This window comes from Rummeliibacillus stabekisii, from assembly GCF_007988965.1.
Taxonomy (GTDB): Bacteria; Bacillota; Bacilli; order Bacillales_A; family Planococcaceae; genus Rummeliibacillus; species Rummeliibacillus stabekisii.
On record NZ_BJVD01000002.1, the window covers coordinates 110364 to 136586 of the forward strand.

At 35.0% G+C, this 26223-nt stretch carries 21 protein-coding genes and 1 riboswitch; of the genes, 9 read left to right on the forward strand and 12 right to left on the reverse strand.

The annotated features are described in order from the left end of the window. Positions 1 to 97: 97 nt before the first annotated feature. A complete protein-coding gene (locus RST01_RS06305; RefSeq protein WP_244946661.1) occupies positions 98 to 1489 on the forward strand; it encodes a sigma-54 interaction domain-containing protein in 1392 nt (463 codons plus the stop codon). A gap of 132 nt (positions 1490 to 1621) precedes the next feature. Here the strand turns inward: RST01_RS06305 and RST01_RS06310 are convergent, their stop codons facing one another. Both RST01_RS06310 and RST01_RS06315 read right to left on the reverse strand, forming a co-directional pair. Next, a complete protein-coding gene (locus RST01_RS06310) occupies positions 1622 to 2494 on the reverse strand; it encodes an AraC family transcriptional regulator (protein WP_147195270.1) in 873 nt (290 codons plus the stop codon). A gap of 409 nt (positions 2495 to 2903) precedes the next feature. After that, positions 2904 to 3317, reverse strand: a complete 414-nt coding sequence (locus RST01_RS06315; protein WP_147195272.1) for a hypothetical protein — start codon at positions 3315 to 3317, stop codon at positions 2904 to 2906. A 940-nt stretch (positions 3318 to 4257) separates the two neighbouring features. Between RST01_RS06315 and arr the strand changes: the two genes are divergently transcribed. Continuing rightward, positions 4258 to 4674 carry an NAD(+)--rifampin ADP-ribosyltransferase gene (gene arr, locus RST01_RS06320; protein ID WP_147195274.1) on the forward strand — a complete coding sequence of 139 codons (417 nt, stop codon included), beginning with the start codon at positions 4258 to 4260 and terminating at the stop codon, positions 4672 to 4674. Positions 4675 to 4802: 128 nt separating this feature from the next. Here arr and RST01_RS06325 read toward each other — a convergent pair whose 3' ends face one another. From RST01_RS06325 to RST01_RS06340, 4 genes are all read right to left on the reverse strand, one after another. After that, positions 4803 to 5174: a DoxX family protein gene (locus tag RST01_RS06325; protein ID WP_147195276.1), complete on the reverse strand. Its 372-nt coding sequence runs from the start codon at positions 5172 to 5174 to the stop codon at positions 4803 to 4805. Positions 5175 to 5593: 419 nt separating this feature from the next. Further along, complete coding sequence (locus RST01_RS06330; protein ID WP_147195278.1) at positions 5594 to 6163, reverse strand: hypothetical protein; 570 nt, start codon at positions 6161 to 6163, stop codon at positions 5594 to 5596. 58 nt (positions 6164 to 6221) lie between these two features. Beyond that, the gene (locus RST01_RS06335) at positions 6222 to 6656 is read right to left on the reverse strand and encodes an NUDIX hydrolase (protein WP_147195280.1); all 435 of its coding nucleotides are present in this window, start codon (positions 6654 to 6656) and stop codon (positions 6222 to 6224) included. An 85-nt stretch (positions 6657 to 6741) separates the two neighbouring features. Next, positions 6742 to 7407: a DNA alkylation repair protein gene (locus RST01_RS06340; RefSeq protein ID WP_147195282.1), complete on the reverse strand. Its 666-nt coding sequence runs from the start codon at positions 7405 to 7407 to the stop codon at positions 6742 to 6744. Between the two features lie 155 nt (positions 7408 to 7562). Between RST01_RS06340 and RST01_RS06345 the strand changes: the two genes are divergently transcribed. The 6 genes from RST01_RS06345 to RST01_RS06370 all read left to right on the forward strand — a co-directional run bounded on the left by RST01_RS06345 (position 7563) and on the right by RST01_RS06370 (position 15122). After that, positions 7563 to 8999, forward strand: coding sequence for an AcpB/EbpR/MafR family transcriptional regulator (locus tag RST01_RS06345; RefSeq protein WP_147195284.1), 1437 nt, complete (start codon positions 7563 to 7565; stop codon positions 8997 to 8999). A gap of 177 nt (positions 9000 to 9176) precedes the next feature. Continuing rightward, on the forward strand, positions 9177 to 9884 hold the full coding sequence (gene deoD, locus RST01_RS06350; protein WP_066784006.1) for a purine-nucleoside phosphorylase: 708 nt from the start codon (positions 9177 to 9179) through the stop codon (positions 9882 to 9884). Between the two features lie 44 nt (positions 9885 to 9928). Beyond that, the gene (locus RST01_RS06355) at positions 9929 to 11206 is read left to right on the forward strand and encodes a purine/pyrimidine permease (RefSeq protein ID WP_147195287.1); all 1278 of its coding nucleotides are present in this window, start codon (positions 9929 to 9931) and stop codon (positions 11204 to 11206) included. 47 nt (positions 11207 to 11253) lie between these two features. After that, positions 11254 to 12435, forward strand: a complete 1182-nt coding sequence (locus RST01_RS06360) for a NupC/NupG family nucleoside CNT transporter (protein WP_147195289.1) — start codon at positions 11254 to 11256, stop codon at positions 12433 to 12435. A 253-nt stretch (positions 12436 to 12688) separates the two neighbouring features. After that, positions 12689 to 12774, forward strand: a riboswitch (cyclic di-GMP riboswitch). 23 nt (positions 12775 to 12797) lie between these two features. Continuing rightward, complete coding sequence (locus RST01_RS06365) at positions 12798 to 13574, forward strand: hypothetical protein (protein ID WP_147195290.1); 777 nt, start codon at positions 12798 to 12800, stop codon at positions 13572 to 13574. A gap of 513 nt (positions 13575 to 14087) precedes the next feature. After that, the gene (locus RST01_RS06370) at positions 14088 to 15122 is read left to right on the forward strand and encodes an acyltransferase family protein (protein WP_244946662.1); all 1035 of its coding nucleotides are present in this window, start codon (positions 14088 to 14090) and stop codon (positions 15120 to 15122) included. Between the two features lie 225 nt (positions 15123 to 15347). On the opposite strand, the gene RST01_RS06375 is transcribed toward RST01_RS06370, so the two are convergent. The 6 genes from RST01_RS06375 to RST01_RS06400 all read right to left on the reverse strand — a co-directional run bounded on the left by RST01_RS06375 (position 15348) and on the right by RST01_RS06400 (position 25551). Beyond that, positions 15348 to 15845 (reverse strand): DUF3993 domain-containing protein, encoded by a 498-nt coding sequence (locus RST01_RS06375; RefSeq protein WP_147195295.1) that lies wholly within the window; start codon positions 15843 to 15845, stop codon positions 15348 to 15350. Positions 15846 to 16060: 215 nt separating this feature from the next. Further along, entirely contained in the window at positions 16061 to 16837 is a 777-nt protein-coding gene (locus RST01_RS06380) for a DUF7669 domain-containing protein (protein WP_147195297.1), read from the reverse strand. A gap of 534 nt (positions 16838 to 17371) precedes the next feature. Then, complete coding sequence (locus RST01_RS06385) at positions 17372 to 21889, reverse strand: endonuclease (RefSeq protein WP_147195299.1); 4518 nt, start codon at positions 21887 to 21889, stop codon at positions 17372 to 17374. Between the two features lie 40 nt (positions 21890 to 21929). Continuing rightward, positions 21930 to 23333 carry a hypothetical protein gene (locus RST01_RS06390; RefSeq protein WP_147195300.1) on the reverse strand — a complete coding sequence of 468 codons (1404 nt, stop codon included), beginning with the start codon at positions 23331 to 23333 and terminating at the stop codon, positions 21930 to 21932. A 639-nt stretch (positions 23334 to 23972) separates the two neighbouring features. Further along, complete coding sequence (locus tag RST01_RS06395) at positions 23973 to 24383, reverse strand: hypothetical protein (RefSeq protein WP_147195302.1); 411 nt, start codon at positions 24381 to 24383, stop codon at positions 23973 to 23975. Position 24384: 1 nt separating this feature from the next. Further along, positions 24385 to 25551, reverse strand: coding sequence for a Tle-like phospholipase domain-containing protein (locus tag RST01_RS06400; RefSeq protein ID WP_147195304.1), 1167 nt, complete (start codon positions 25549 to 25551; stop codon positions 24385 to 24387). A 31-nt stretch (positions 25552 to 25582) separates the two neighbouring features. On the opposite strand from RST01_RS06400, the gene RST01_RS06405 reads away from it, so the two are divergent. Next, positions 25583 to 25960, forward strand: a complete 378-nt coding sequence (locus RST01_RS06405) for a DUF1433 domain-containing protein (protein ID WP_147195306.1) — start codon at positions 25583 to 25585, stop codon at positions 25958 to 25960. Positions 25961 to 26223 lie beyond the last annotated feature (263 nt).

The following is a 26223-nucleotide window of genomic DNA, read 5'->3' on the forward strand; positions in this document are numbered from 1 at the left end:
TTACTTTATAGCACTGTATGAAGTTTTTTAAATTTTAAATATTTTAATATTCTTTTGCTATAATAGAGTTATTAGATATTAAAAAGGGAGGCAAATGATGAACGGATTTCAAAATATTCCCTTTAACTGGCTTGAAAAGATTATCAATCTAGCAGCAGAGCGAATTGTTTTAGTAAATCGCCAAGGAATCATTCTCTATATTAATACTGCTTATTGCGATTTTATTGGAACCACTGTTGATTGGGCGATTGGCAGGCATATTGAAGATGTGATCGAAAATACTCGTATGCATATCGTGGCAGAGACCGGCCGTGCAGAACTGGCTGCTGTCCAATCGATTAATGGTAGCGAAATGATCGCGAACCGTTTCCCTCTAATTATAGATGGCGAACTGGTTGGAGCCCTAGGCACGGTGATGTTCAGCAATCCAGAGGAATGGCAGAAATATCAGCGAAAGATTCAGTCACTGGTCGATGAGCTCGCCTATTATAAAACTCGGTTCGAAAAGGAATTGAAAAGCAAATACACCTTTGATGATTTAATCGGGAGTAGCACAGACTTCATAGCTGCAAAAAAACTGGCGGAAAGAGTAGCTGGAAGCCAATCGTCTGTTTTGCTGTTGGGTGAATCGGGCACAGGAAAGGAACTATTTGCGCATGCCATTCACTCGGGCAGCCCTCGTGCATCATTTCCTTTCGTCCCCATTAATTGCGCCTCTATTCCCGACCATTTATTGGAATCTGAGCTATTCGGCTATGAGGAAGGCACCTTTACCGGAGCTAAAAAAGGCGGCAAAAAAGGACAATTTCAAAACTCAAACCTAGGGACAATTTTTCTGGATGAAATCGGTGACATGCCCCTTTCTATGCAAAGCAAGCTACTAAGAGTTCTGCAAGAAAAAGAAGTACAGCCCATCGGTAGCCAGCAATCCATCCCAATCGATGTTCGTGTCATCGCCGCCACACATCGGAATTTAGAAAAAATGGTGCAAGAGGGAAAGTTTCGACAAGATTTATATTACCGATTAAATGTCATTAAGATCGACATTCCCCCTCTACACAAACGGAAAGCTGATATTCCGATTATTAGTCTGCATTTATTAGAAAAGCTAGGGAAGAAATTTTACCGGGAGGATCTATCTCTTTCACCGGAAGTAATTCAAAGGCTCCAAAGCCATATGTGGCCTGGCAATATTCGTGAACTGGAGAACGTTTTAGAACGTGCCATCAATGTACTCGACGGGAAAACCATTGAGCTATTTCACCTGCCTTTATATTTACAGGATGTAGCAGAGGATCCAAAGGACACTCCATTTGAAGGTCAGACTACTATTCCTTTAAGCCCCTTAAAAGATTCAGTCGCTCAGGCTGAAATGTCGGCGATTCGCCGCGCGTTAGCTGTAACAAAAGGAAATAAACAAGAAGCCGCCAAGTTGCTACAAATTAGCAAAACCAGCTTCTATGACAAATGCAAACTATATAATTTATAAGGAGCAACCTACTGTGATGTTAGGATTGCTCCTTTTTTCTTTAACCGCCATCATTGTGAGCAAGCCGTAAATCCTTTAAACACATAAAAAACCAGCCTATTATGACTGGTTATTAATCTAAATAATTGGTTTTTAATTCGCCTTTTGCTTCAAAGGAATCCATATCTCAGAATATAAATCCTCACTCGAAGGGTCCTCATCTGAATATACTTCTAATTCTGGGGTACCCGCGTGCTCATATGAATTTGAGGGAAACCACTCTTGAAAAATCTGCTTCCACACTCGTTGCATAGCATCTGGCATGGGTCCGTGAACCTCAAAAACTGCCCATCTAGTAGCGGGAATATCAAGTGTTTCCAAACCTTCAGGTGTTGTACCAGCATATTCTGTAGCTATCCAATAATCAAATAAATCACTTTTGCTTTCCGTTGTAGCAGCACATACACCAAGAACTCCATTAATTTTTCCATTGTTCAAGCTAAATAAAAGATCGTCCGTACCGTCTTTATTCACTTGATCCCACAGTTTAGGTATCCCTTTAAGGTTTTCATCATTTACAGTTGAAAACTCTCTTTTTATCCCTACTACCTTAAAACTTTCTCTTTCAACAATTTTATACTTCATCGGCTCTGCCCCTTTCAGACTCACCTGGATGACCAGGCGGTTATAAGAATTAAGCATCCCTTTATTAAACCGCGCTTCTCTAGGTGTTATCCCGTGCTGCCTTCGAAATGCTTTGGTAAACGATTCAGGAGTTTCATAACCATATTTAAAGGCAATATCAATAACTTTATTTTTCGTATTAGAGAGTTCCTGCGCAGCTAAGGTTAACCGTCTTCGTCTTATATACTCTCCAACGGTACTATCAGTCAAAATATTGAATGTTCGTTGAAAATGAAAAACGGATGCTTGTGCCTCTTTTGCTATATCGTCGATTGTCATTTCCTCTAACAAATGTTCTTCTATAAAGTTTATTGCCCTCTGTAAAGAATCAATCCACTCCATATCGCACCTCCTTGAATTAAGAATACTAATTTCATGGCCATAAAACTTGTCATTATCTGCTTTTATAGGACCGTTTTTTATTTATATCCAGTAGTAATTTCTTCTCCAAGTAAGAAGGGTTTTCCTTCAAATGAACAAGTTTGACTAATAAAAAACCCAGCCTATTAAAAGACTGGGTTCTTAACTTACATACGTATTAATAATTGAAAGAATAGAAAAGTAATTAACGGGAGTAGCTTTGGCTATACCTGCGCCAGTTTTGACCTGCTTAAAGACTGCGCATTATTAACTTTATAAATTTGCTCCCCCTTATTAAACGGCCTACCAACAAGCGTAAAGTATAAAAGCATACCCTCAATACTGACTAAAGAGGAATAAAGTCTTTTAGCATTTAAATCCTTCTAAGTTTTTATCTCTTTTTGAATTTCCTAAATAGCAAAATCTGAGAAAAGATGGAACCGATTATGCATTGTAAAATCGTTAAATAATATATTAATGTGGCGATTCCTGCTGATTCATAATCAGCAGGATTATCAGGCAAGCCATGTTTTAAGGTTATTCCTGTATTTAAAAAGTAAAAAAACAAACCTACAGCATTCCCTAAAATAATAAAAATTATATGCATCCACCAGAACTGAACATTTTCTTCTTCAACTTTTATTGAGTAATTAATTATAAATAAAATAAGAGGTGTTAATAAAATTAAATCAAATTCTAGACTTTTTAAGTCTGCCGAATGTGTTGCTTTAGAAAAGATAAACAAGAATAAGTGTAGAATAAATAAGGGTAATATATTAACTAAAAATAATTTTTTTATATTCATATATTTTTATCCTTTCTATTTATACTTATATTTTCTATTACCAAACATAAGTGTTATAGGACCTTCTATATCATTTGGGACAACAATAGTTTTAACTCAATACTTTAAAGTGTACGTTGACCCTTAACTTAGGAATTAGATTTTATATAACATTCTAAGTCATTTTAATGACCTTGCTTTTTTAATTAATTGTTTTGAATAACGATGATGTAGAAAAGTCTCCTTTAATAAGTTGCTAGTACGTTTTAATATTCGGTGTACGTTTAGTTTTTACTTCTTCAAAATACGCTAACCCTACGTATTCAGGAATAGTACTTGTAAATAAAAACGCAACTAAAAATCATGACATCTTTTTCCCTAAATTAATACTCATTCGCTTTTTTCCGATTAATACTTCGAAAAAAATGTCATTCTTAAAATATTATAATAGAAATGCATTAATCAAGATAGATATATTTACCTATTTAAACTAAAAGTTATTTTAATTAATTAAGAATGCTACCATTTTCAGTAAACGGATCTAATCAAAGATTATTCTAATGGACTATTTTTTAAACTTATTCAGCAGCAGCTGAAACAGTTTCAATTTTAATTACCCAAAGAGAAAGCACCTTACATTAAACATAAACCAAATGTTAGTACTGAAAAAACTAACATCATAGCTTTTCCTTTATTCATCTTTCCATCCCCTTGAGAAATACAGAAAGAAAAAAACCACTTCATATACGACAATAAAAGCGTTAGGAAACGCAGTCGTAAAAAAAGTGGAGTTTTCCCATTTATGTATAATCAGATAAAATCATGGTTAAAAATAATACCATTAACCCCTTGCCTCTACTTACATTATAACCCAACCTAAATATTATTTATAGACTGTTTTTTCGCTCTGATCCTGCCTTATACTGTAATACGAAAGTCTACAAATAAGGAGAGTTGCTATATGAATAACCAAACGAATACCTTAGATCCTGGGCCTTTCTTTCACGGTACGAAAGCAAATCTGAAAATTGGAGAACTGCTTGAACCATTATACTTATCCAATTATCAGGATAAAAAATCTAACTATATCTATTTTACTGCCACATTAAACGCAGCTAAATGGGGTGCTGAATTAGCCAGAACTAATTCAAAAGAGAGAATCTATATTGTAGAACCATTAGGTGATTTTGAGAATGATCCGAACTTAACTGACAAAAGATTCCCAGGAAACCCTACACGTTCTTATAGGTCCAAATCTCCTTTGAAAATTGTAGCTGAATTAGGTTCATGGGAAAGGCATTCTGATGAAGAAATAAATCATATGATCACGTCTTTAAAAAAATTAAGTGAAGAAGGAAAAAATGTAATATACGATTGATTAAATAGCCTTAACTAATTTTTCATAAAAAAATCGTATTCAGAGGTGAACTCTTGAATACGGTTTTTTTGTTTTGTTCTAAGCCTAGAGTACCACATACGCTTCGACAGAATGTGTTCTTCTCAACTTTAATTTTCTCTTTTTCCAAGCTTTAGAGCTCCCATAATCAAAGGGATTTGTAGTGGCAGACGAAGCCATAGGATTAAAGGATTTGCTTTTTGACCTGGCTTGAATGATATTTTCTTTATTGTCATATACACATTTGCCGGAAAAACGGCCACCATAAAGAACGCTAACAATTTACTTGTAATGGCTTGACCTTTTTTCACCCAAAGCAATACAGAAAAGATAATCTCAAACACGCCTGTCACTAATACAATAGCTCGACGGAATGGGAGGATTTCCGGAACGATTCTGCGGAAACCGGGTTCATGGACGAAATGCAGGACCCCTGCTCCAAATAAAATAACCGAATAGATGGATCTAAAAAAAGTTTTCATCTGCGTACTCCCTTCATCTTTATATTACTTCTTATTGTAACTCTTTATTACCTTACAACACCTTGTGTAAACAGAACAATTTTTATCCGTTCATAACAGTAGATAATATATCCTTTTAAGTTGTAAACTGTAAATTTTTAGTGTACAGTAAATATACAAAACAACGAACTAAGAGTACGATTCTCAGAGTTTATTATAACTGCATTTGTTTTGATTTATCTTATCGCTTCGCGCAGAAAAATAGTATGGAAAAGAGAGAATGTTAAATGCACATTAATTATTTTGATATAACTTTTACTCTGTTATTTTTCATCGCTTTATTTTTTGTTATATCCTTTATTAGACGTATGATAGCAATAAAAAAGAGCAGCTAATGCTGCTCTTTTCTTATTGTCTGAATCCATTCCCAGTTACATCCCCTATTCATGAACTGGTATATAACCCTTCTGAACATAAATTACCGGATCAAAGTATGTGTTTTGATTATATTTCTGAGATATATCAGCACTTATTTTTTTAAAGGTCATATAGCTTTGATTTGTCTTACTCATTTTTACTTTTGCTGATATATAAATACTCTTTTTATTTTTAAAAGTTAATTTAAAATAATTTTTGACGTTCTTTTCTTCAACAAAAACACTATTCGTTAAATGATTAGGCTTATTTAAAACTTGTTCAATATGTTCTAATTCTATGTTAGTAACTGATTTAGTTTGTAAATATGGTTTTAAATAATTCACTTTCCACTCTGGCTCTGTAATGGCATCTCTGGATTGTACAATATTCATTGTTAGAGTTATCAAAATCGCCATTACAATTACTATTGAAATTGAATTCCCTACAATAGCTGCACCTGTCTTTTTCGTTTTTACAAATTCAACTAATATAGCCACTAAAACAATTGCCCAAAACACACACGCCACTATTGCTATAAGATTATTATCCACGTTTATTTTGTCATACATTAATTTAACTTTTTCTATATTCATTGGAGCACTCATTTCTTCGTAAGTTTACTTTTTTATCATTCTTGGCTTTAAGGTGAAATTATGAAATATTTAAATACTGTTTTAGTAAGTATAAATGATGTTCATGGAAAAGATGCTTTTCTAAATAATTGAAATCAACCCAGCGCATTTTTTCTTTTTCAACTGGTTCAGCTATCTTTTCTAATAGTTTACAAGTGTATAATATTCCGATATTGTGCTGAGAGTCGCGAGGATATTTTGCTGAAACCCAATGTCTTTCAGCTTTACCTATCTGCTCAACGATTCGAATTTCATGACCTGTTTCCTCAATGCTCTCTCTTAATAATGCAACTTCAGGCGATTCATCTATTTCAATCCCTCCACCAACTAAAAATAAATTCCCATCCAAATCTTCGACACATAAGAATTGTTGTTGGTCATTTTGAATAACAGCATATGCTCCAGTTCTTTTCCAATAATTTAAATCGTAATTACGTTTACCAAAAGTTTTCATTTTAGCCTCCTATTTGGAATTCTAGCGATATTATAACATTAAAAAAAGTCCCAAAACGGTGTTTGGGGACTTTTCTTTATCTTCTCTAGAGTCTTTTCAAGGCCTCACGTTTACTAAGCGGTTTTAATTGATTTGTTGCTACGAACTCCTTTACTGCATCAGGGTTAGTCTTCCCATATTCTCTCAAGACCCATCCTATCGCTTTTTGAATAAAGAATTCATTGCTGTCGGCTCTTGTACGAATATAGTGTAATAAGCGATCTTCGTCTGTTTGTTCCCTATATCGAAGCTGGTACAGTAATGCTGATCTTTGTAACCATATATTGTCGTTTAAAATCCACTCATCTGCATACGAAGAAATCAACTGTGGATAGGCTGTAAACAAATACCCCATTATATGGGGCGAAAGTACATCCACCGTATCCCACCATGATTTCGTCACCAACAAAGAACATAGCCACGGCATATCATCAGGCGTAAGTTCCTTTTTTACCTTCTCTAGTATATCGAGCGCCGCCTTTTGATACTCTCTTTCGGGTAGATCCCATAATGTAAGAATAATCTCTTTTAGGTTTTCTTTTGCGGGAACACCATATTCGATCAAAAATTGTTTCGTCAGCTTTCTGCGGATAGGTGTTCGAATCCCTAAAAACAGAAATTGATTGCGCAAATAATTTTGTGACCAGTTCGCGTATTCTTCATCCTTATGTTGGTTATATAATTCAACCAGTTGTTTTATGTAACTGTTCATACCTGCCACCTGCTCTAAGTTATTTATATTTCCCTTCTTTAAAGCTTATCTCATTGTACTCCTTATTAATCACTTGATCCTTGCATCTGTTGTTATAATTAAAAATATCAAGATTTCTAAACAAGCCAATCGATTGACTGGAAAGGGATGGGAAGTTGGATAAAGATTACATAGCAGCACGCCAATTATTGCTTTTACTCGATTCGGAGGAAAGATGGTTTACTTTAACAGAGGTTAAAAAGGAGTTAGGAAGCTCTGATAAAACAATTCGAAAAATAACAGAACGTTTAAATAAGCAGATGCCATCTGATATTTCGATCCTTGTATCGAGAGGAAAAGGGATTTATCTTCAACGTGATGGCCAAAGCAACACTATCAGTGAAGTCATCTCTAGTATTTTCCGGCAAACCATCTATTACAGATTAATGAATTTATTGTTTACAAGCGGCGGCAAGCACTCTTTAGAAGAAATTGCCGAGCTTTTATTTATGAGTGCTTCATCATTAAAAAAGTTAATTGTGCAATTAAATAATAATGATTTAAAGCCGTATAAACTGCAGATTACCTATTCGGCTCCAAGGGTAAAAGGGAATGAATTAAATATCCGATATTTTTATTGGAAGTTATATGAAAATGCATATAAATTCACAGGGTGGCCTTTTCAGAATATCAGCTTTGAATATATCCAACAGCTTATAACAAGCTTAGAAAGTCAGCAAAATATAGTTTACTTTATTAATTCTAAACGGCGATTAACCTTTTTAGTGGCTATCATTTTGCAGAGAGCGGCAAAAGGTGAATTTGTGACTATTGAAGAAGATAATTATCCCTGGGAAGAAGGCTCCTTTCATATCCCGGTAAAAGAATTAGCAGAAAAAATGGAAGAAAAAATCCTAGTCGAACTCCCAAAGAACGAAGTGTATTTTATGCAATCACAGTTTAGCCTTAGTCAATATCATTACTATGAAGGCTCTGAAATGACCCCAGGAAAAGAGATAGAATTATATAGAAATAAGCCGGAATTCCATATGGGCAATGAGTTAATCTTGCTGTTGACAGACTACTATGTGCACATAGAAGAAAAAGAACAATTCCAGTTAGAAATATATAAGTTCTTTGAGAAGCTTTTAATTGATAATGCCATTCCTGGCTGGATGGCGGTGACAAAAAGCGTTTTAACAATGTATGTTCAGAAAGAGTGTCAACAGATTTATCAAGAACTGGATATTTGCATGAAGAAGTGGCAAGCTTTACATCCATCCATTTTATATAATGATTACCATTTAACAAAATTGACCTTGCTTGTCCGTTCAAGTTTACGTTATAAAAGTAAAAAGGCCTTTCTTATAATGGGAGAGGAATTTTCGATTCGGCACTATATTGCCAATTTAATAAAAAAAGAAATTGGCGACCAATTAATAATCGATACATCTATAATGAAAGAATTGACGGATGAGATGGTACAACAGCATCATATTGACTTTGTCATTAGCAACTTGCCTGTTTCTTTAGAGGCTGTACCTGTTGTAACCATATCCACCATTCCTTCTAAAAGAGACTTAGAGAATATAAGAAAAGAGTTGCTACGATAATTTGGTCAAATTTTTTCTGTATTCATAGTAAAATTCTTATCTAGTTTCGAAAAGTTAAAAGCCTTATGCTCAAAGTAGTTCCAAGTTTGTCTTGGAATCACTTTGAGCTTTTTTAATTGAAAATGGAAGCGTTTACTAGAGTTTATATAAAAAATTAGATTTATTGGAGGAATTGATATGAGTAGACATTTGGGCGCGCAAAAAGGAGAAATAGCAGAACGTGTATTGCTTCCTGGAGATCCATTACGGGCAAGGTTTGTGGCTGAGAACTTTTTGGAGAATGCCTATTGCTATAGTGAAGTAAGAGGAATGTATGGTTATACAGGCACGTATAAAGGAACTCCCATTTCAGTGCAGGGTACTGGGATGGGAAATCCATCCATGAGTATTTATGGTACTGAATTGATCAATGATTATGGTGTAAATAAATTAGTGCGCATAGGATCTTGTGGCGCTATGCAAAAGGAGATTCAGGTTCGTGACATTGTAATTGCCCAATCAGCTTCTTCAGACAGTAATTTGACAGAGAAAATTTTTTACGGAAGCAATTTTGCTCCAACCGCAGACTTTCATTTACTAATGAAGGCATATCAACATGCGCAAAGCAAAGGGGTAAATGTTTTCGTCGGAAATATTTACAACTCTGATGAGTTCTACCGTGAAACATTAGATAGACTTCATAAGTTTATGGAGTTTGGCGTTTTGGCAGTTGAAATGGAAAGCACAGCTCTTTATACATTGGCTGCTAAGTATGGTGTAAAGGCATTATCTATTTTGACTGTAGGGAGTCAATTATTAACTGGTGAGTTCTTAACACATGAAGAAAGCGAAAGTTCTTTCCACGAGATGGTTGAAGTGGCCCTTAATACTATTATCGAAGATTAGTAGATGACTAGATAGAAGCAATATTATAAGAATCGAGTGAAAATATGAAGATTATATTATCTGGATTGCAGTGGATGATCTTTATGGTTGCTGGTGCGATTGCAGCTCCAATTGCAATTGCAGATTTATATAATTTAACAGCGGCCGAAACATCAGGATTAATTCAAAATACAATCATTGCTTTAGGAATAGCAGGCCTATTGCAAGCCCTTGTTGGCCATAAGCTGCCCATCCATGAAGGGCCAGCTGGATTATGGTGGAGCATATTCACCATTTATGCAAGCTTAGTTGGCGTTTTGTACACTTCACACATTGCCGCCTTGCAGGCATTATGCGGAGGAATGGTCATCAGCGGCTTAGTATTTATTATTCTTTCAATATTTAAGCTACTGGATAAAGTTGCCCGTTTATTTACCCCAACTATTACTTTTGTTTATATGTTTTTACTTATCTTTCAATTGAGCGGCTCATTTATGAAAGGAATGTTGGGCATTTCATCTACCCATCCAGCATTGGATGGCAAAGTATTATTGTTGTGTGTCATTGTCGTTTTTCTTACATTTGTTTTCGGCAATAGCCGTTTCTCTATACTCAAACAATATTCAATTATTCTTAGTATAATGATTGGCTGGGTTCTATTTTTGGCCTTTACCAAGGTATCTATAACGATTAATAAGACCGAAATTATTAGGCTTCCTGAGCTTTTTCCGTTCGGACAGCCTACCTTTGATAGCGGAACCATTACCACAGCTTTATTATTAACACTTTTACTAATCACCAATGCTATTGCATCGTTACGTTTGATGGAGAGTGTTGTAAATTCTCCAGTTTCAAAGAGCGATAATCGTTACAATCGTGCTGGATTGGTAGCAGGTATAACACAATTAATGTGCGGCTGTTTGGGGGCAGTTGGCTCGGTACCTATTTCAGGTGCGGCGGGCTATGTTGAACAAACAGGAATGAAAGATCGGGCTGCATTCATCATTGGCTGCAGTATTGTCGTAAGCATTTCTTTATTGCCGCCCATTATGAGCCTTATAGCAAGTATACCTACACCTATAGGCTATTCCGTCACATTTGTTATTTTTGTAAAAATGTTCGGCATCTCTTTGAAGGAGTTAAAAAAGGTAATCGATGAAGAATATACAGCTTTTATTAGCGGTATTTCTCTTCTGGTTGGCATTGGTTTAATGTTCATCCCAACATCTGCACTTAGCGAACTATCGCCCATTATTATTGCTGTTTTAAATAATGGATTAATATGCGGAAGCCTTTTAGCGATTATCTTAGAACAGACTTTAAAGTGGAGACGAACTCACTAGCTAATCTTTTAAATTCGCACAGTTTAATTATATAAGGAGGGAAAAGAATGCATTATTTAATATCAATAGTAGGGCTATTTTTAGTTCTATTGCTAGGATGGGCTGCAAGTAATAATAAGAAGAAGATCAAATATCGTCCAATCATTGTCATGGTGGCTTTGCAGATCATTTTAGGATTTCTTTTACTTAAGACAAGCATTGGGGAATTTCTGATTAAAGGATTTGCAAACAGCTTTTCGAAACTGCTGGGCTATGCTGCAGAAGGAACTAATTTTGTTTTTGGAGGAATGGCAAATGAAGGTGCCCATACATTCTTCCTATTCGTTTTAATGCCAATTGTTTTTATGTCAGCGATCATCGGGATATTGCAATACTATAAGATACTCCCCTTCATCATAAAATATATCGGGCTAGTTTTAAGCAAGATCAATGGGATGGGAAAGCTCGAATCTTACAATGCTGTGGCTGCTGCCATCGTTGGACAAAATGAGGTATTCATCTCGGTCAAAAACCAAATTGGCTTTTTGCCTAAACATCGGCTCTACACACTATGTGCTTCTGCCATGTCAACGGTGTCTATGTCAATTGTCGGTTCATATATGACAATGCTAGAACCCCGCTATGTAGTTGCAGCATTGGTTTTAAACTTATTTGGTGGTTTTATTGTTGCTTCTATCATTAATCCTTATGAAGTAACACCAGAAGAAGATATCATCCATATTCAAGAAGGCGAAAAGCAGACATTTTTTGAAATGCTAGGCGAATACATCATGGACGGTTTTAAAGTTGCTATAGTTGTTGGTGTCATGCTAGTTGGATTTGTTGGGTTAATTGCCTTAATTAATGGTATTTTCAGCGGTATATTCGGCATGAGTTTTCAAGCGATTTTAGGTTATGTTTTTGCGCCTATTGCCTTTTTAATGGGTGTACCCTGGCATGAAGCAGTTAAGGCCGGAAGCATTATGGCCACAAAACTTGTAGCCAATGAATTTGTTGCAATGCTGGACTTTGTTAAAGTGAAAGACCATTTAAGCGAGCGCACAACAGCCATTGTCTCTGTATTCCTTATTTCTTTTGCGAACTTCGGTTCTATTGGCACAATTGTAGGTGCTGTAAAAGGCTTGAATGAAAAACAAGGCAATGTTGTTGCACGATTTGGCTTAAAACTATTATATGGCGCTACACTGGTAAGTGTATTATCGGCCATTATTATTGGTATTGTCTTTTAAGATAAATGTCATCCTTAATAAAGCCCGCAACCTCCACTTCAATTTGATGTGGAGGTTTATTTTTTTATATAAGTATAGAGAGTACACTACTGCTGATGCTGCATGATCTCTATACAATAAAAATGAGGCTAATCGCAGTGTAAACTCAATATTCAAAAAATATTTCTAAGAATAGGCCTTATTAACCTATTCAACATACAAAAAACTCATTATATTTATAGATAATTGTTGCTGTTTCTTCTGTTCAAGATAGACAACGACAAGGCAACACTATAGAAATATAGTTGCGCAAAGCTATAGGGGCTAAGGTGGTTCACACTAAGCCAGCCAGTTACCGAATTATCTATAAAAGGAGAATGTATATGATAAACATGAAGAAAGCATGGAGTGTAGGACTAGCAGCAACATTGCTACTGTCACAGGGAATGACTGTAGCAAATGCAAAGGGACATTCAGAAAAAAGCCATGGGAACAAAACACAGGCTCATGACAAAAATAAAAATAAGATAGCTGATAAATGGGAAAAGAAGTATAAGTTAACTGGTAAAAATATCGCTTCACAAGACAAAGATAAAGATGGTCTCCCAAATATAGTGGAATACCAACTTCACTTAAACCCTTTATCTGCAGACACTGATAAAAATCATGTAAACGATGGTTTGGAAGATGCGGATGGTGACAAATTAAGCAATAGAGCTGAAGTAGAGCTTAGGACTGATCCCAGCAATCCAGATTCTGATCACGATAAAATTAAAGACGATGCTGAAGTAGACAAGCATGGCGTAGAATACTCAAAAAAAGTTCGTGAATTCGAACTAGAAATTGAGACTGATGATGATGACTTCGAGGCTGAGTATGAATATAAAAAAGGCCATACCAAAATAAAAGCAAGTAAGAAATTCATTTCAAAAGCGACGGTTGAAGCCTTAGTAAAGAAATTTGAAGCAACCACGGAGTTAACAGAAGAAGAAATGCAATCAATTATTGAAACAGAGTTACACTTGGAAGGTTCATATGATATGGAAGCCGAAGTAGAATTTTTAAATGGCAAAGAAGTAGAATTTGAAAAACAATCATTAGATCACGATGATTCCCAAGCAGACTATGATGATAATCAAAATGATGAGGACGAAGATTAATATCCTTGAAAAGCCAACAATTTTGTTGGCTTTTTATATTATTTCCACTGAAAAACTATGGCTTCACTTTAATAGTTTGAATGGAGAAAAAAAACATAATAAAAGGACTTTTTAATATGAATTCAAACAAATCTACTCCAATAGAAACAAAGCAGTATAGTAAAATTTCGCTCTTTTCATTAAAATATTATGATTTTCCTTGTAAGATACTTATATAGCCATTAAGATTTAACGTAGTGACCTCAAGAATAATATCAAATTTAGAAGGACGAGAGAAACCTCCTAGATAGAAGCTTAGAATGTTACTGTGCTAAATATACTTTTTACCATTAACTTTCTTTCAGAAGTCCCACTCTCACAGATGGGTCTTTTATTTTTTAGGTCGCCATTTTGCCTTTTAAATTAGTTTTAGAACCAATAAGAAATAATGCGCAAACTAGCTTTATAATTTAAAAACTATCTACTATATCCATAATATATTTGATAGTTGAATTGAAAGTGAGGAATTACGTATTGATTGCTAAAGAACGAGTTTTTACTTTTGATAATTCAAAAGCTTTATTGATTTTTCTAGTAGTTCTCGGGCATTTCGTTGACTACTATACTGATATCTCTCGTAATATGCAGGTTCTATTTTTCTTTATATATATTTTTCATATGCCTCTCTTTATCTTTATAGCAGGTTTATTTAGTAAATCTACTATTAATAAATCGCCATTTCGAATTGATCGAGTACTGACTTTCTTATTGCTCTATTTTATATTGGAAATAGTACTGTATCTTATGCTTCATGTATGGTTTGGAAGTGAGAGCTATGACTTAACCATGTTTTCTGAAGATGGCGTATCATGGTTCATGTTTGCCATGGCAGCGTGGCTTTGCATAGGTTACTTCTTAAATCAATTCAAACCAAAGTATGTGCTCATTGGCACTACGGTATTAGCCTTATTAGTTGGCTACGATAAAGAAGTAGGTGATTTTTTAGTTGCTTCTCGAATTATAGTCTATCTACCTTTCTTTATGGCGGGTTACTATACAAATCCGCAAAAACTCGCGGGTTTTTTACAAAAAAAATCTGTTCGCATAACAAGTGGCATTATTCTCTTATTGACGATAGCCTTTATCTACTTCAATATTGATCTGATTTATGGCTTACGTCCTCTATTGTCAGGTCGTAATGCATATGTAGTTGCCGGCCTGCCGGTCATGGGTGGTTTTATCCGTCTAGGTTTAATGATTGTGACGACGATTGTCTCTTTAGCCGTTATGGCAATCATGCCTAACAAAAAAACATGGTATACAGTAATAGGAGTAAGATCTCTACAAGTTTATTTCTTGCATCGTTTTATCCTATTTATTTATCAACATTATCACTTGAATGACTACTTAGCTAAAATTTCACCTAACCATTGGTTAGAAATATATCTATGTTTCGCAGCCATTTTAACAGTACTCCTATCCTGGAAAGGCTTCGGATGGATACTTATTAAAATTCAATCCATTTCTTATGTACGATTTAAGAAGCAAGAAAAAGTAGTTAGGCAATAAAAACAAAGCCCTTATGAAAGAAGGACTTGCAATTGATCAATCTAACATGAAAGTTGGAATATATACAATTGCAGAGAATTGGAATTCTATCATTCCTTTTACAAGGGCTTTGATTTTTTATATATAAGAATATTTATTAACCATTATTTCTTTACTTGTTTACAATTACACACCTTTTTAAACAAAAAGCTGTTTCACCTATTAAATATAGATGAAACAGCTTTCTTACCAGTAATTCTTAGCATAATCATAAACTTTATATGTTTTACTTTTTATTTTTTTACGAAACTTATAGTAGATTGTATGAGGATCATCTAAACCGTATTCAGGTTGTTCTTCATAAATTGTTAAGTAATCCATACTATTTTTCTCATATTGGCGTATTTTTGTTTTACTTGTCCAACTGAATGTCCTTTTCCATAATAAACCTGGAACAAAGTCCGTTGGCGGGATTTCATAATAAGTCTTACCATTCTTTTTGGTCTTCACCGTATAATTGGCTTTAAAATAACCATCTATGTAACGCTTTTCAAAATAAGGATTTAATCGTTTATAAATTGTCGTCTTTGTTACTGGCTTATTTATACTCCATTGGGCATTACTTGCCTGCTTGTAGATATGGTTTGCTTTTGCAATAGTAATTTTTGGCGCTGCTTCTGCCGAATTGAAAGATAAAACAAAGACTAATACGGCACTTAAGATAGCAAACATTCCTTTTTTCATTGTTAAGATTCTCCTCTCAGATTAAATAAACACTTACTTACCTTAATAACCATCTATCATTTATTTCCACTACCTATTATTCTATAAATCCAAACAGTATTACATCATATTTTTTTGATATTATTGCAGTCTTTTTTTACAAATTCTCATTTCAACAGTTAAATACCCTTTAGAAAAAAGTACAAAAAAATTCAACAGAAGCTTCAATACAATAATTACTTTTGAATATTCAATTCATAAACCCCCTTGCCTATCCGTCTAAAATCATTATGTACAGTTACATGATGTCTCGGAGCATTTACACAACATCTCGATGCGATGTGCGTTCTAATCGTTGATTCTTTATATTTCGTATTTAACTTATTCATATACTCAATCACTTCATTGATTGTAAATTCATTTTTCCCTTTATCCTTCACTAATGAAATGACGGCTGAAAGTAACTCATCCCTACAATTTGTTTTCTGCCTTGATTCTCTTAATTTTACGATTTCACTTACAAGCTTCTTACTTTCCAAAACTATTGATCGCTTTGTTTCGCTCGAAATATTCCATACTGGATTTACCTTCGCAATTAAGGCTGATTCTATACTAAATTTGTTGTCTGTCTCCAAGAAATACAGTTTAATTTCTTGAGCTATCTGGCTCGCTTCATAAATTAGATGATTTATACGACAATTGTTAGATTCTCCTCCAATAAAACATTTTCTTGGTGAAATCATGCCGTATCCCTTATTAAATCTTCGCGAAAGACTTTCGCATACACCTATATAGACAAGTTCATTATTTAAAGCGATTGCATATAAACCCGCTTGCTGTATATCACTGGGGATAGAGAATTTGCAGAACGGCCCCTGACCATATTTATTCAAGGATAGCCCTTGAATATTATTATTTTCGACATGTACCTCAAAACTTTCGACATTCCCATTATGGTCTCTCAAAGGTTTTATATCACAAATAAATTTAAATTGATTTTTCAAATCCTGCATTTCAAACAAATCCTCCCTTATAATTCGTCTCCCAGAAAATAAAAGATATATTCGGTATATCAAAAAGTAAAAAACTATATTGAATTGATTTTATCGGCAGAAAGTTAAACTTCGTTTTAAAAAACCGTACGCACCAACATCACATTTTTAGGTATTTATTACCTTATATATTTTCATTATAAGGTAATAAGTATTAATTTACTATAAAAATAAAGTGAATAATAACCTACATTTTACACATATTATTACCAGTTAGGATTTTTTTAAGGTTATATATCCTTATATGATACTTTCACTAGGTTTTAATCGCTTGTTCAATAAAAAAAGAACAGTATTTTAGCTAAACTAATATTCTTACCTATTCGATACCCTAAAGGAAAAAATAGTGCAATTAAAAAAGCCGAACTATTATCCAAATGCTAGTACAGCATTTTTCAATAGTTCGGCTTTCATTATTTAACTAACTATAACCATCTTCGGCTTTGGTCGCACTGCCCCAGCCTCTTCTGAATTCTTACACCATGAATTTCTTATTTACCAAATAGCTTCTACCCATTCAGGATGATCAACAAATGGATTTCGGTTCCCCTGTATGTTAAATATTTTTTCGTTTCGTTGTTTTTCCCATTCACTTACTGGGTCTTGTTTATTCCATTGCTTTAAAACAGATAGTTTGCCATGATAAGGGTTTGTTCCATTGTTGACTTGATCGTTCAATTCTAAGTCAACTCTGTCACCCTTTTCATAACGAGTAGCCATGTAAAAGAGCATTCTTGCAATATCCCCTTTTACGTCATTTGGTGGCTCAAAAGAATCGCCATCCCTTTTACAAAGAGAGCAACCGTTGATTGCATTTCCACCGTTATCAAAATCTAGATTACCTCTTGCCCCGTTAACTTGAACGTCGGCTGGTCGTAAATGATGAATGTCTGTACCTGGGCCATTGCTCGTTCCAAAATTGCCATGGGATTTAGCCCACGTATGCTCTCTATTCCAATCGCCAGCATTGCCACCGGCTCTATCCTTTGAGCGAGATTCACCTGTATAAAGAAGGATAACATTATTTTTGTTTTTTGGATCTTCATCAGTGATTTTCAAAGCATCCCATACTTCACTGTATGAAAGCACTTTATTATCATCTATGATATCGTGCAATGCCGTTTTTAACGCTTGCCCTTCTTTACCGATAGCATCGCCATAATATTGGTCCGTTGCATTGGCAGTTGTCACAGTTACGCTGAAACGAGAAGTAACAGATTTTTTACCATCTGAAGCTGTAACAGCCACTAAATGTGTACCAGTAGGCAAATCTAACGTTAATTCTGAACCGTTAATCGTGCCCATCGTAGAACTGAAGGTTAGTTTATCTCCGTCTGGATCCTGAAAATAATCTGCCAAAGAAAAGTTTAGCTTTTTTCCAGCTGTCACCGTTTGATTATCAAAATCTTTTTTGGCTACTGGTGCATTGTTTTCTGCTGGTTTATTGGGCTGCTCTATTTTTTTGCCCTCTGAATCTCTAAACTGAATTGTTTCAGGATTCGCACCGTTTATATACTCGATATTTTTTAGGTTTTCTGCTCCTCTGACTTCCTTGACATTAGGACCATCAATAATAACTTTTTCTAATGCTAGTCCTGAGAAGTTGACAATCAAACCAGCCTTGTTAGGTTTGACTGTTACCGTTGCCCCTTCAAAGCCCTTACCTGCGAAACCTGGGCCTTTAAGCTCTGCATATTGTGAACTTCTAATGATGATTCCTTCTGTAATACTCCCGCTTACAAAATTCATCCCAACACTTGGAGAAGCGATTGTTAGCTTTTTCGTTTTTGTTTTTGTAAAATTGAACGATTTGTCAGCAACAATCTGTTCAGCATGATCATCCCCGCCAGAACTATCGGCTAAATCTAGCTGTACCATTACTGGATCATGGTCACTCGCACGACCAGCCATGTCAGTGAAATCTGAATTAATATGAAGAATATCGATATTCGCCGAATTAGCTAGGTTATTTGATACCAAAATATGATCTAATACCTGTGAATTCCCCTGATATACGTACGTATAACGATCGGATTTTTCCACTTTATTAATCATATTCGTCATATATTTACCTTCCAGTATTTTTAACGAATCAGTAAATTGGAAATCGTTATAATCACCAACTGAGACAATATTTGCATCTGGATTATCGGCTTTAACTTTCTCTGTAAAGTCTCTTACGATTGTTGCAATTTTATGGCGTTGAACTTCACTTACCAATTTAGGCGGCTGTGATGAGCCAAACAATGGTGTATCTCCTGATTTAGAGTTCCAGTGATTCGCAATGACAACAACACTTTCACCTTTAAAGTCAAATTGTGCAGCTAGCGGTTTTCGGCTATTATCAAATGCTGGATTTGTAGGATCAATTCGTCCAGGATTCAATGAAAGCTTTCCATCTTTATAATCTACTGCTGTTGTTGCATCACCACTTGGAATGTCTTTCGTTAATTGCACGCGGTCTGGATTATACAAGAAGCCGACACGGATATTCGCATTCGGTGCACCACCATCTGCATTATTTTCCGGGTCAATATTAGCATAGTTATATTTCACGCCACCTGCTTCTTCAATTTTAGCAATTAAACGCTTATAGCTTTGATCTGCGGAAGCATCTCCTGCAGCAGAACCATTGTTATCTTGAACCTCTGTTACACCAACAATATCAGGATTTTTCATATCTGATGCAATCGCGCGAGCCAATTTGCCAGCTTTGTCCTCAGAGGTTTCTTTTGTATTGTTAGAGAAGTTTTCTAGATTATAAGAAGCAACGGTTAATTTGTCATCCTCTTTTACAATTGTTGTGGTTTCTGGCTTCGAATCACCTTCCACAAGTTTTGCTTTCATATCCTCATAATCAGCGTAGATTTTGTAATTCGAGAAGCCATAGTTTACTACCCCAGTAATAGGCCCTTTAAATTTATCGCCTGTCGCCACTTTAAAATCTCTCGCTTGTGTATTATCGTACAGTTTAAACTGAATACGATCTGCGTTTGCATTATCCTCTGTATATAAGACACCCCCATGAATGGTATCTGTTTTTCTGTCTTCTAGAACAGTCACCAAATCACCATGATCTTGAGGCCCTACAGCTTTCACATCTCCTACCTGCACTCTCATGCCTTCAAGAGATTCCCAGAAATCAATCGCATCTTCCTGTGGATCAAATTGAGTAAATTGATCATTATCAATTACTTCAGACGGCAGATTATTACGATCAATAACTACCGGTTCTGGAAGGGTGACATTGCTCTTCAACACGCCTACCTTCCCGCCTTGGTCGTTGCGTGCATTAAGCTGTGTGACAGATAAATCCGTCTCTTTTTTAGAGTCAGCATAGCCGTCAATTTGGAATTCATCTACTTTACCATTTACACTGACAAGATCCCCCACTTTTACGCTCGCTGCTGTGTTACCCGTATAGACAATAATCCCTTCTGATGTCTTTGGATTGTTGTCTTTTTTAGCATCCGGCGTTTGCATGTGGAAGTAGTTGCCGCTTCCGATTTTATAAATATATGTGACAATACCTTCAATTCCTGAAACAGTCTTACCTTTCATTTGTGAGTCATGTGACTCTCCTTGAATATCATGAATTTGAATTCCTTCTGCTGAATCAAAAACAGTATATTCATACGAAGCAACAGGACTATCTTTCAAACCATCTTTAACAGCAAATGCTTTTACTGTCATTTTATCTTGAATCGTAAGTGGTTTACTGTATACCTCACTTGATTTCGTAGGCTCTGTTCCATCCGTTGTATAATAAATGGTTGCTCCATCTGTTGGAGTCGTTAGAGCTAATTCAGTACCTTTTGCCACTGCTCCAGCTTTCACTGATGGCGTGACAGGCTGAACAACACTCGCATCTTCAACGATATCTGATGTGGAACGCGGAATGACTTGGTATATGCTATCGAATTGCTGAACAATCCCCGTAATGGAGTCATAGGTCTTCCCAACAGCTAAATTCAATGTTTTTGTCTCATCACGCACGACAAATTCAGTAGTACCATCTGTCGCAGTATAGTTCGCCCACGTACTGCCATCTTCCACAGATAAAATTTTAATATTTTTAGCTTTTACTAGGCGTGATTCATTTTCCTCAGTTACTTCTGCCCCTGTAACAGCTTTAGGCGTTGGTGCCCCTACATCGGATTTCTTTTCAACCATTTTTGCCCCGTCTAGTTGCAATAATCCTTTGTAATCAGCTAATGTGCCTGTCAACGTGACTTCATCGCCCACTGCTGCATCTAATGTAGCTGGTCGAACGGCTAATCCACCCGTTTCATCTTGAACAGAAATTGTATTTTTAAGTTTCGCAGCTACCACAGCTTTGATTGTGACCGTTTCGCCTAAAGGTAGCGCTCTTGCTTGTTCAATTGATTTGATCTCAACTGGGGTTCCTGGTTCTACTGATGAACCATCCATTGAATGCTTGCCGAGGTTAGACACGTCGTCTATCGGAAGTTTATCCCACTCCTTAGTAGGCTCGAACGCATCATCAATAACGGTATCACCTGATGTAATAGTCTCTTTTCGGACTAATGTTAAGTCCGCCATATTATTGACTCTCGCACCTACTTGTCCAAGTGAATCAACGACAGCGTTTGCTTTTTTTAATACAACAGCATCATCCCCGTTAAAATTGATAACGCTACCATTCGCAAGATTTCCTTTACTCTTTATTGCTTCATTCGCATTATTATTGTAAATAACATAAGTATCTCCAGCTTGAATACTTCCACTAAGTTTTAATGTGGCTGTTGCGGTAGTAGCTCCATTTGCATAAAGCTCTAGGGAATACTGACTTAAATCAACTGTAGATCCAGTCCCATTATAAAGTTCAATTTCTTTATTGCTGCTACTTCCCTCAATGTACTCAGAAATAATTAATTCCGAAGCGTTACCTGTAGCAGCCGCCGATGTGGGGAGGGCTGGTGTTAAGATGCTTGCTGTTAAGAGTGTCGACAAAAACGCGTTTAATGGCTTTTTCCATTTTCTTTTATTCATTTAAACTAGTCCCCTTCTTTATCAGTATTTGCTTAAAGAATTACAGCGTAATTTCTTCTACTTCAATGCCATCAAAAGAAATATTACTGCCTTTGACACCAGAAGCATCTAAATGACCCATTACCTTAATCGATGTAAATGTAATGCCTTTAGGTTGGCCTGTTAATATCAAATTTCCATTAATAGTGGCATGCTCTAACTTTTCAACATTAGTGATGTCTACTTGAATTGTGCCATTAAAAACTTTTGGATTTTCAGAAGTTCCAGTAAACTCTGTTGGAGAAACTACCTTTACGCCATCTTCAGTGCCGCTTCCCCCTCCATTATTTGGAGTGTTATCAAATGCATGCTCAAATGTTAATTCTACTGTTACTGATTTACCATCCTTCGTGACAGTAGCCTTTACGACCGAACCTGCTGTGGCAGCTTGTACTGTTGCATGTTTAGAAGTGTTGTTAGTAAATTGAGCCTTTCCAGTTACTGCTGTGAATGTCACTTCATCTGCAGCTGTTAACGGCTCTGATTGCACCCCGTATTGATCCGTTGTTTTAAAATCAATAGCTTTTAATAAATCTGATAGACCATATGGCTTTGTTACTTTACCAGATACCTTCACTTTTGAGGTTTGTTCTTTAGTTCCATTTTTAAACGTTTCTACTTTTATTGTTTTTGCTGGTTCAATCGAGTAAGTAACCGGAACAGAAATTTTCTCGCCTGTTTCAGTAATTGAAACTATTCGATTAACTGTTTTGGAAGTTATACTACTTCCACTCTTGTCTTTAAAGAAAGCAGCATCTAATTTAGGCGCAGCTGAAACTGTGTATTCGCCTTTTTCTCTTTTTAAAGTAGTCTTCTTTGCTTTTGTTGAAGCTATGACTACAGGCTCGTCTGATGTATATTTTGAGCCCTTTGCCGATGAAGCAAGCGTGTAATCAGCTAATACATAAACTGTAGGCACTGTTTTTACAGTGTAAATTACAGCCAAACCATTCTTATAGGATTTGATTTCCCCGTTTTTATCTTTTATCGAACCATTTGCTAACGACGCATTAAAGTAGTATTTACCTTTGTATAAAGTAAGACCGACGTTAAGAGCACCATTTTTATAGAATTTTCCTTTATAAAGACCGGTTGTTACCTTTTTAATTCCTTTGGAGTAGTACGCACCTTTGTAAGTGCCAGTAGCTTTAACGCCCTTTTTGTAGTAAAACTTCTTTTTATAAATGCCTGTAAACTTTTTGCCGTCTTTATAAAGCTTGCCCTTGTACGTTTTGTAACCTTTTACTACTTTGTTCGTTTTTGCGTTGACAAGCTTACCCTTACTATTCACTTTATAAGCCGTTTTTGCTGAAACATCTACAACCGGAAGAATCATTGAAGTAGTTAATAGGGATGCACCAATAACACAGGCTGCTGCAGGTTTAACAAATTTGTAGTTTGTCACAAATAAAAATCCTCCTGAATGGGTTTTATTTTCACTTAGCTAATTACACGAAAATCAGCAATTGGTGAATATCTTAATTATTTACTATAGAAATAGATTTTTCCACTTTCTAGCTATAAAAATATTCAATATTAACAATTGTAATATTATTTAAAAATTGCTTCTTTGCTAATACAATTATTTAGCGTCAGAAGGGATATACTATCTCTCAAATAGTTACTCTCATTTCGAAGGTTTTGTAGTTCTGTCATAAATGCTGGAGAAGTTGAAAAAGTAATAAATCATAATTCTCTTTAAGCCCAAAATCTTGCCTTTAAACCAATAAATCGATTGCTGATAAGAAAATTTAAAAAGCCTTTTAAATTTAAATAAGAAAAAACAACCTTTTCTACTTTACGGTAAAGGTTGTTTTCACTTATGGGGTTTAATTTTGTTCTATATTTCAGATGGCTTATCATTTATAAAGGCTTGCCAAATACAACGCTATGCTTAATTTGCATAAAATTCCGACTGTAGAAAAGCTATGTTCTCCTACCGTCCCTTGCGCATCTAACGATAACTCTGTTTTACGGCTATGTTATATGTACATTTTATATAATAGAAATGACATTCCTATTACAGAGCTACTTCCTAAACTTTTTAGAATAAACCATTTGTTTTACATGTATTGATGACCGATTTTAAATCCATTGTTAAATTATGAAATTGAGTGCTTTTTTGTATGAATTCCTGTTGGATTGCGTTTCCTGCTGTTCCTTCAAAAGCATATTTAAGGTTACTCCTTACATTGGCCAGCTGAATCAGAAATTCCATACATTCATTTCTTTCAATGTGCTCTAATTTTTGTTTATGAGTACTAATATGTTCCTGAAATTGTTCATTTAGTTCTTGCTTCATCTGCATTTCTTGCAACTGCCCCTCTAACTTTTTCATGGTAGACTTTAGTAAATCCAATGCAGCCTCTTGTATCTCATCTAATTCATTATCAAATTCTTGAATTTTCTTATGGATGTTTGATATTTCAATTTCTAATAAGTATTTGGAATCCATTTTATTCCCCTCCTCCATACGCATAGGCTAGACTTTCATCTAATTCCATTGTGGTTTGGTTGGCATTTGATACTTCTTCAATAAAATCATTTAATTTTGATTGATAATTATAAAGGTCTTGATCCAATTGCATCATTTGATCAAAAGAAACAAAGAAATACTCGCCTTCTTCCTTTGATATACTTTTTTTATCAAAATAGTCTTTCACAGCACTTTCGCTGACTAACGAGTATTTTCCTGAACCTGCAACATTGCTCATCATATTATTATAAATCATACGTGTTTGCTGTTCCTCTTCGTTTAAATACTCCATTAAGTTTTTTCGAATAGTAGAGATAATTTCCGATGCACTTCGGAACGTTTTGACAGCTTCTAGTACATCTTCCGGCTGTACTAAAAATTCAATATCTCCACTACTAGAAAAAACGGACTCAAAAGTTTCCATCGGATGTCCAGGAAGTAGAGTATTCGTCAATGTTTTGACTTTTTTATTTGCTTTTACATAGAACTTCTTTCCAATCCAGGGGTCGCCATGACTAAAGTTACCGATAGGGTCTGTTGAATGCGAATAGTCTTTTATTTTTTGTTGTGTAAGACCTAGATCCACTTTCTTCTTTGCTTCTGGACTGAGAATAGCATAAACATTGGGTCCGGCAAATGTCGTAGCTTTCAAGCCCATTTCTGCAGCCGTATATTGGGCTAATCCCCCGCCTAAACTATGTCCAGTAGTTGTAAGACTTTTAGGTTTATATTTTGTTTGTACATTTTGAACAAACTCCAAAGCAGATTTAAACTGTGTTTGTACAATAGAGTCCATGGTTTTCTTGTTCAAATTCATGTTAACACCAAGAAGTACTTGATAACCGTCAGCTGTCACATCTCCATCAAATCCAAAAGGTTCTGTACCACGGAAAGCGATGACTATGTTATCATTATTGTAATGGATTTTATTGTCTTTTCCTTTTGTACCCGGGATTACTGCAAAGGCTTGCAGGCCGTTTTTGTCGGAGATTTCCTCTATTACTTTCCATTTTGAATCATTTGTTGGATCTGATATTATTGTATCTTTTTTAAAATAGCTATCGTTATATGCCGCATCAGAAAGGGCATAATTATCATAATCATTAATTTTCTTAACTTCTATTTTAGTTTGTTCTTTAAATTTCATTTTATTGCAACCTTTCGTTAAGGAGGATTTTATGAAAAAAAATATATTTTTAGTTATTTCAATATTATTATTAATTAGTATTGGAGGTTACTTCATGTATCATCATGAAAAACAAGAAAAAAAAGAGGAATATTTTACAAAGCAAGAGCAAAGAGTTGAAAAGTTTCTAACTTATAATATTCCAAAGTTTAAATCAGTTACTTTTACCAAAGAAGATGTATCTCCGATGGGGTTACCTTATCTAGAAGGTTATATAAATAATGATAAAAAGTTAGATTTTGTTGCACACGTTCAACCCAATGATCATAATTTTGAAGGACGAATGGGTATGCCTGAAGAATTAGATGCTTTATTTCGGGTAGATGTAAAAACTTATAGTGAAATTGTGAAAGAAGAACACAATAAATAATAAAAAGCTAATCGTCGTATTATATTCGAAAAAGTGAACATCTCATATAATCGATTAATTCTAACTAAATTTTTCTGTATTTATATTCTATCAAAAGTTTTTTATGAACAGTATATTTTATTCCATATTTTTGGAATTTAATTAACCAATAATTGTATTTAGAAATTCTTTTTTCACTTGCATCCCTTCATATTAAAAAGGAGAGATGCTTTTTATTTAATATTAAAATTAATTTATCTTTGAGGAAACCGTCAAATAATTGA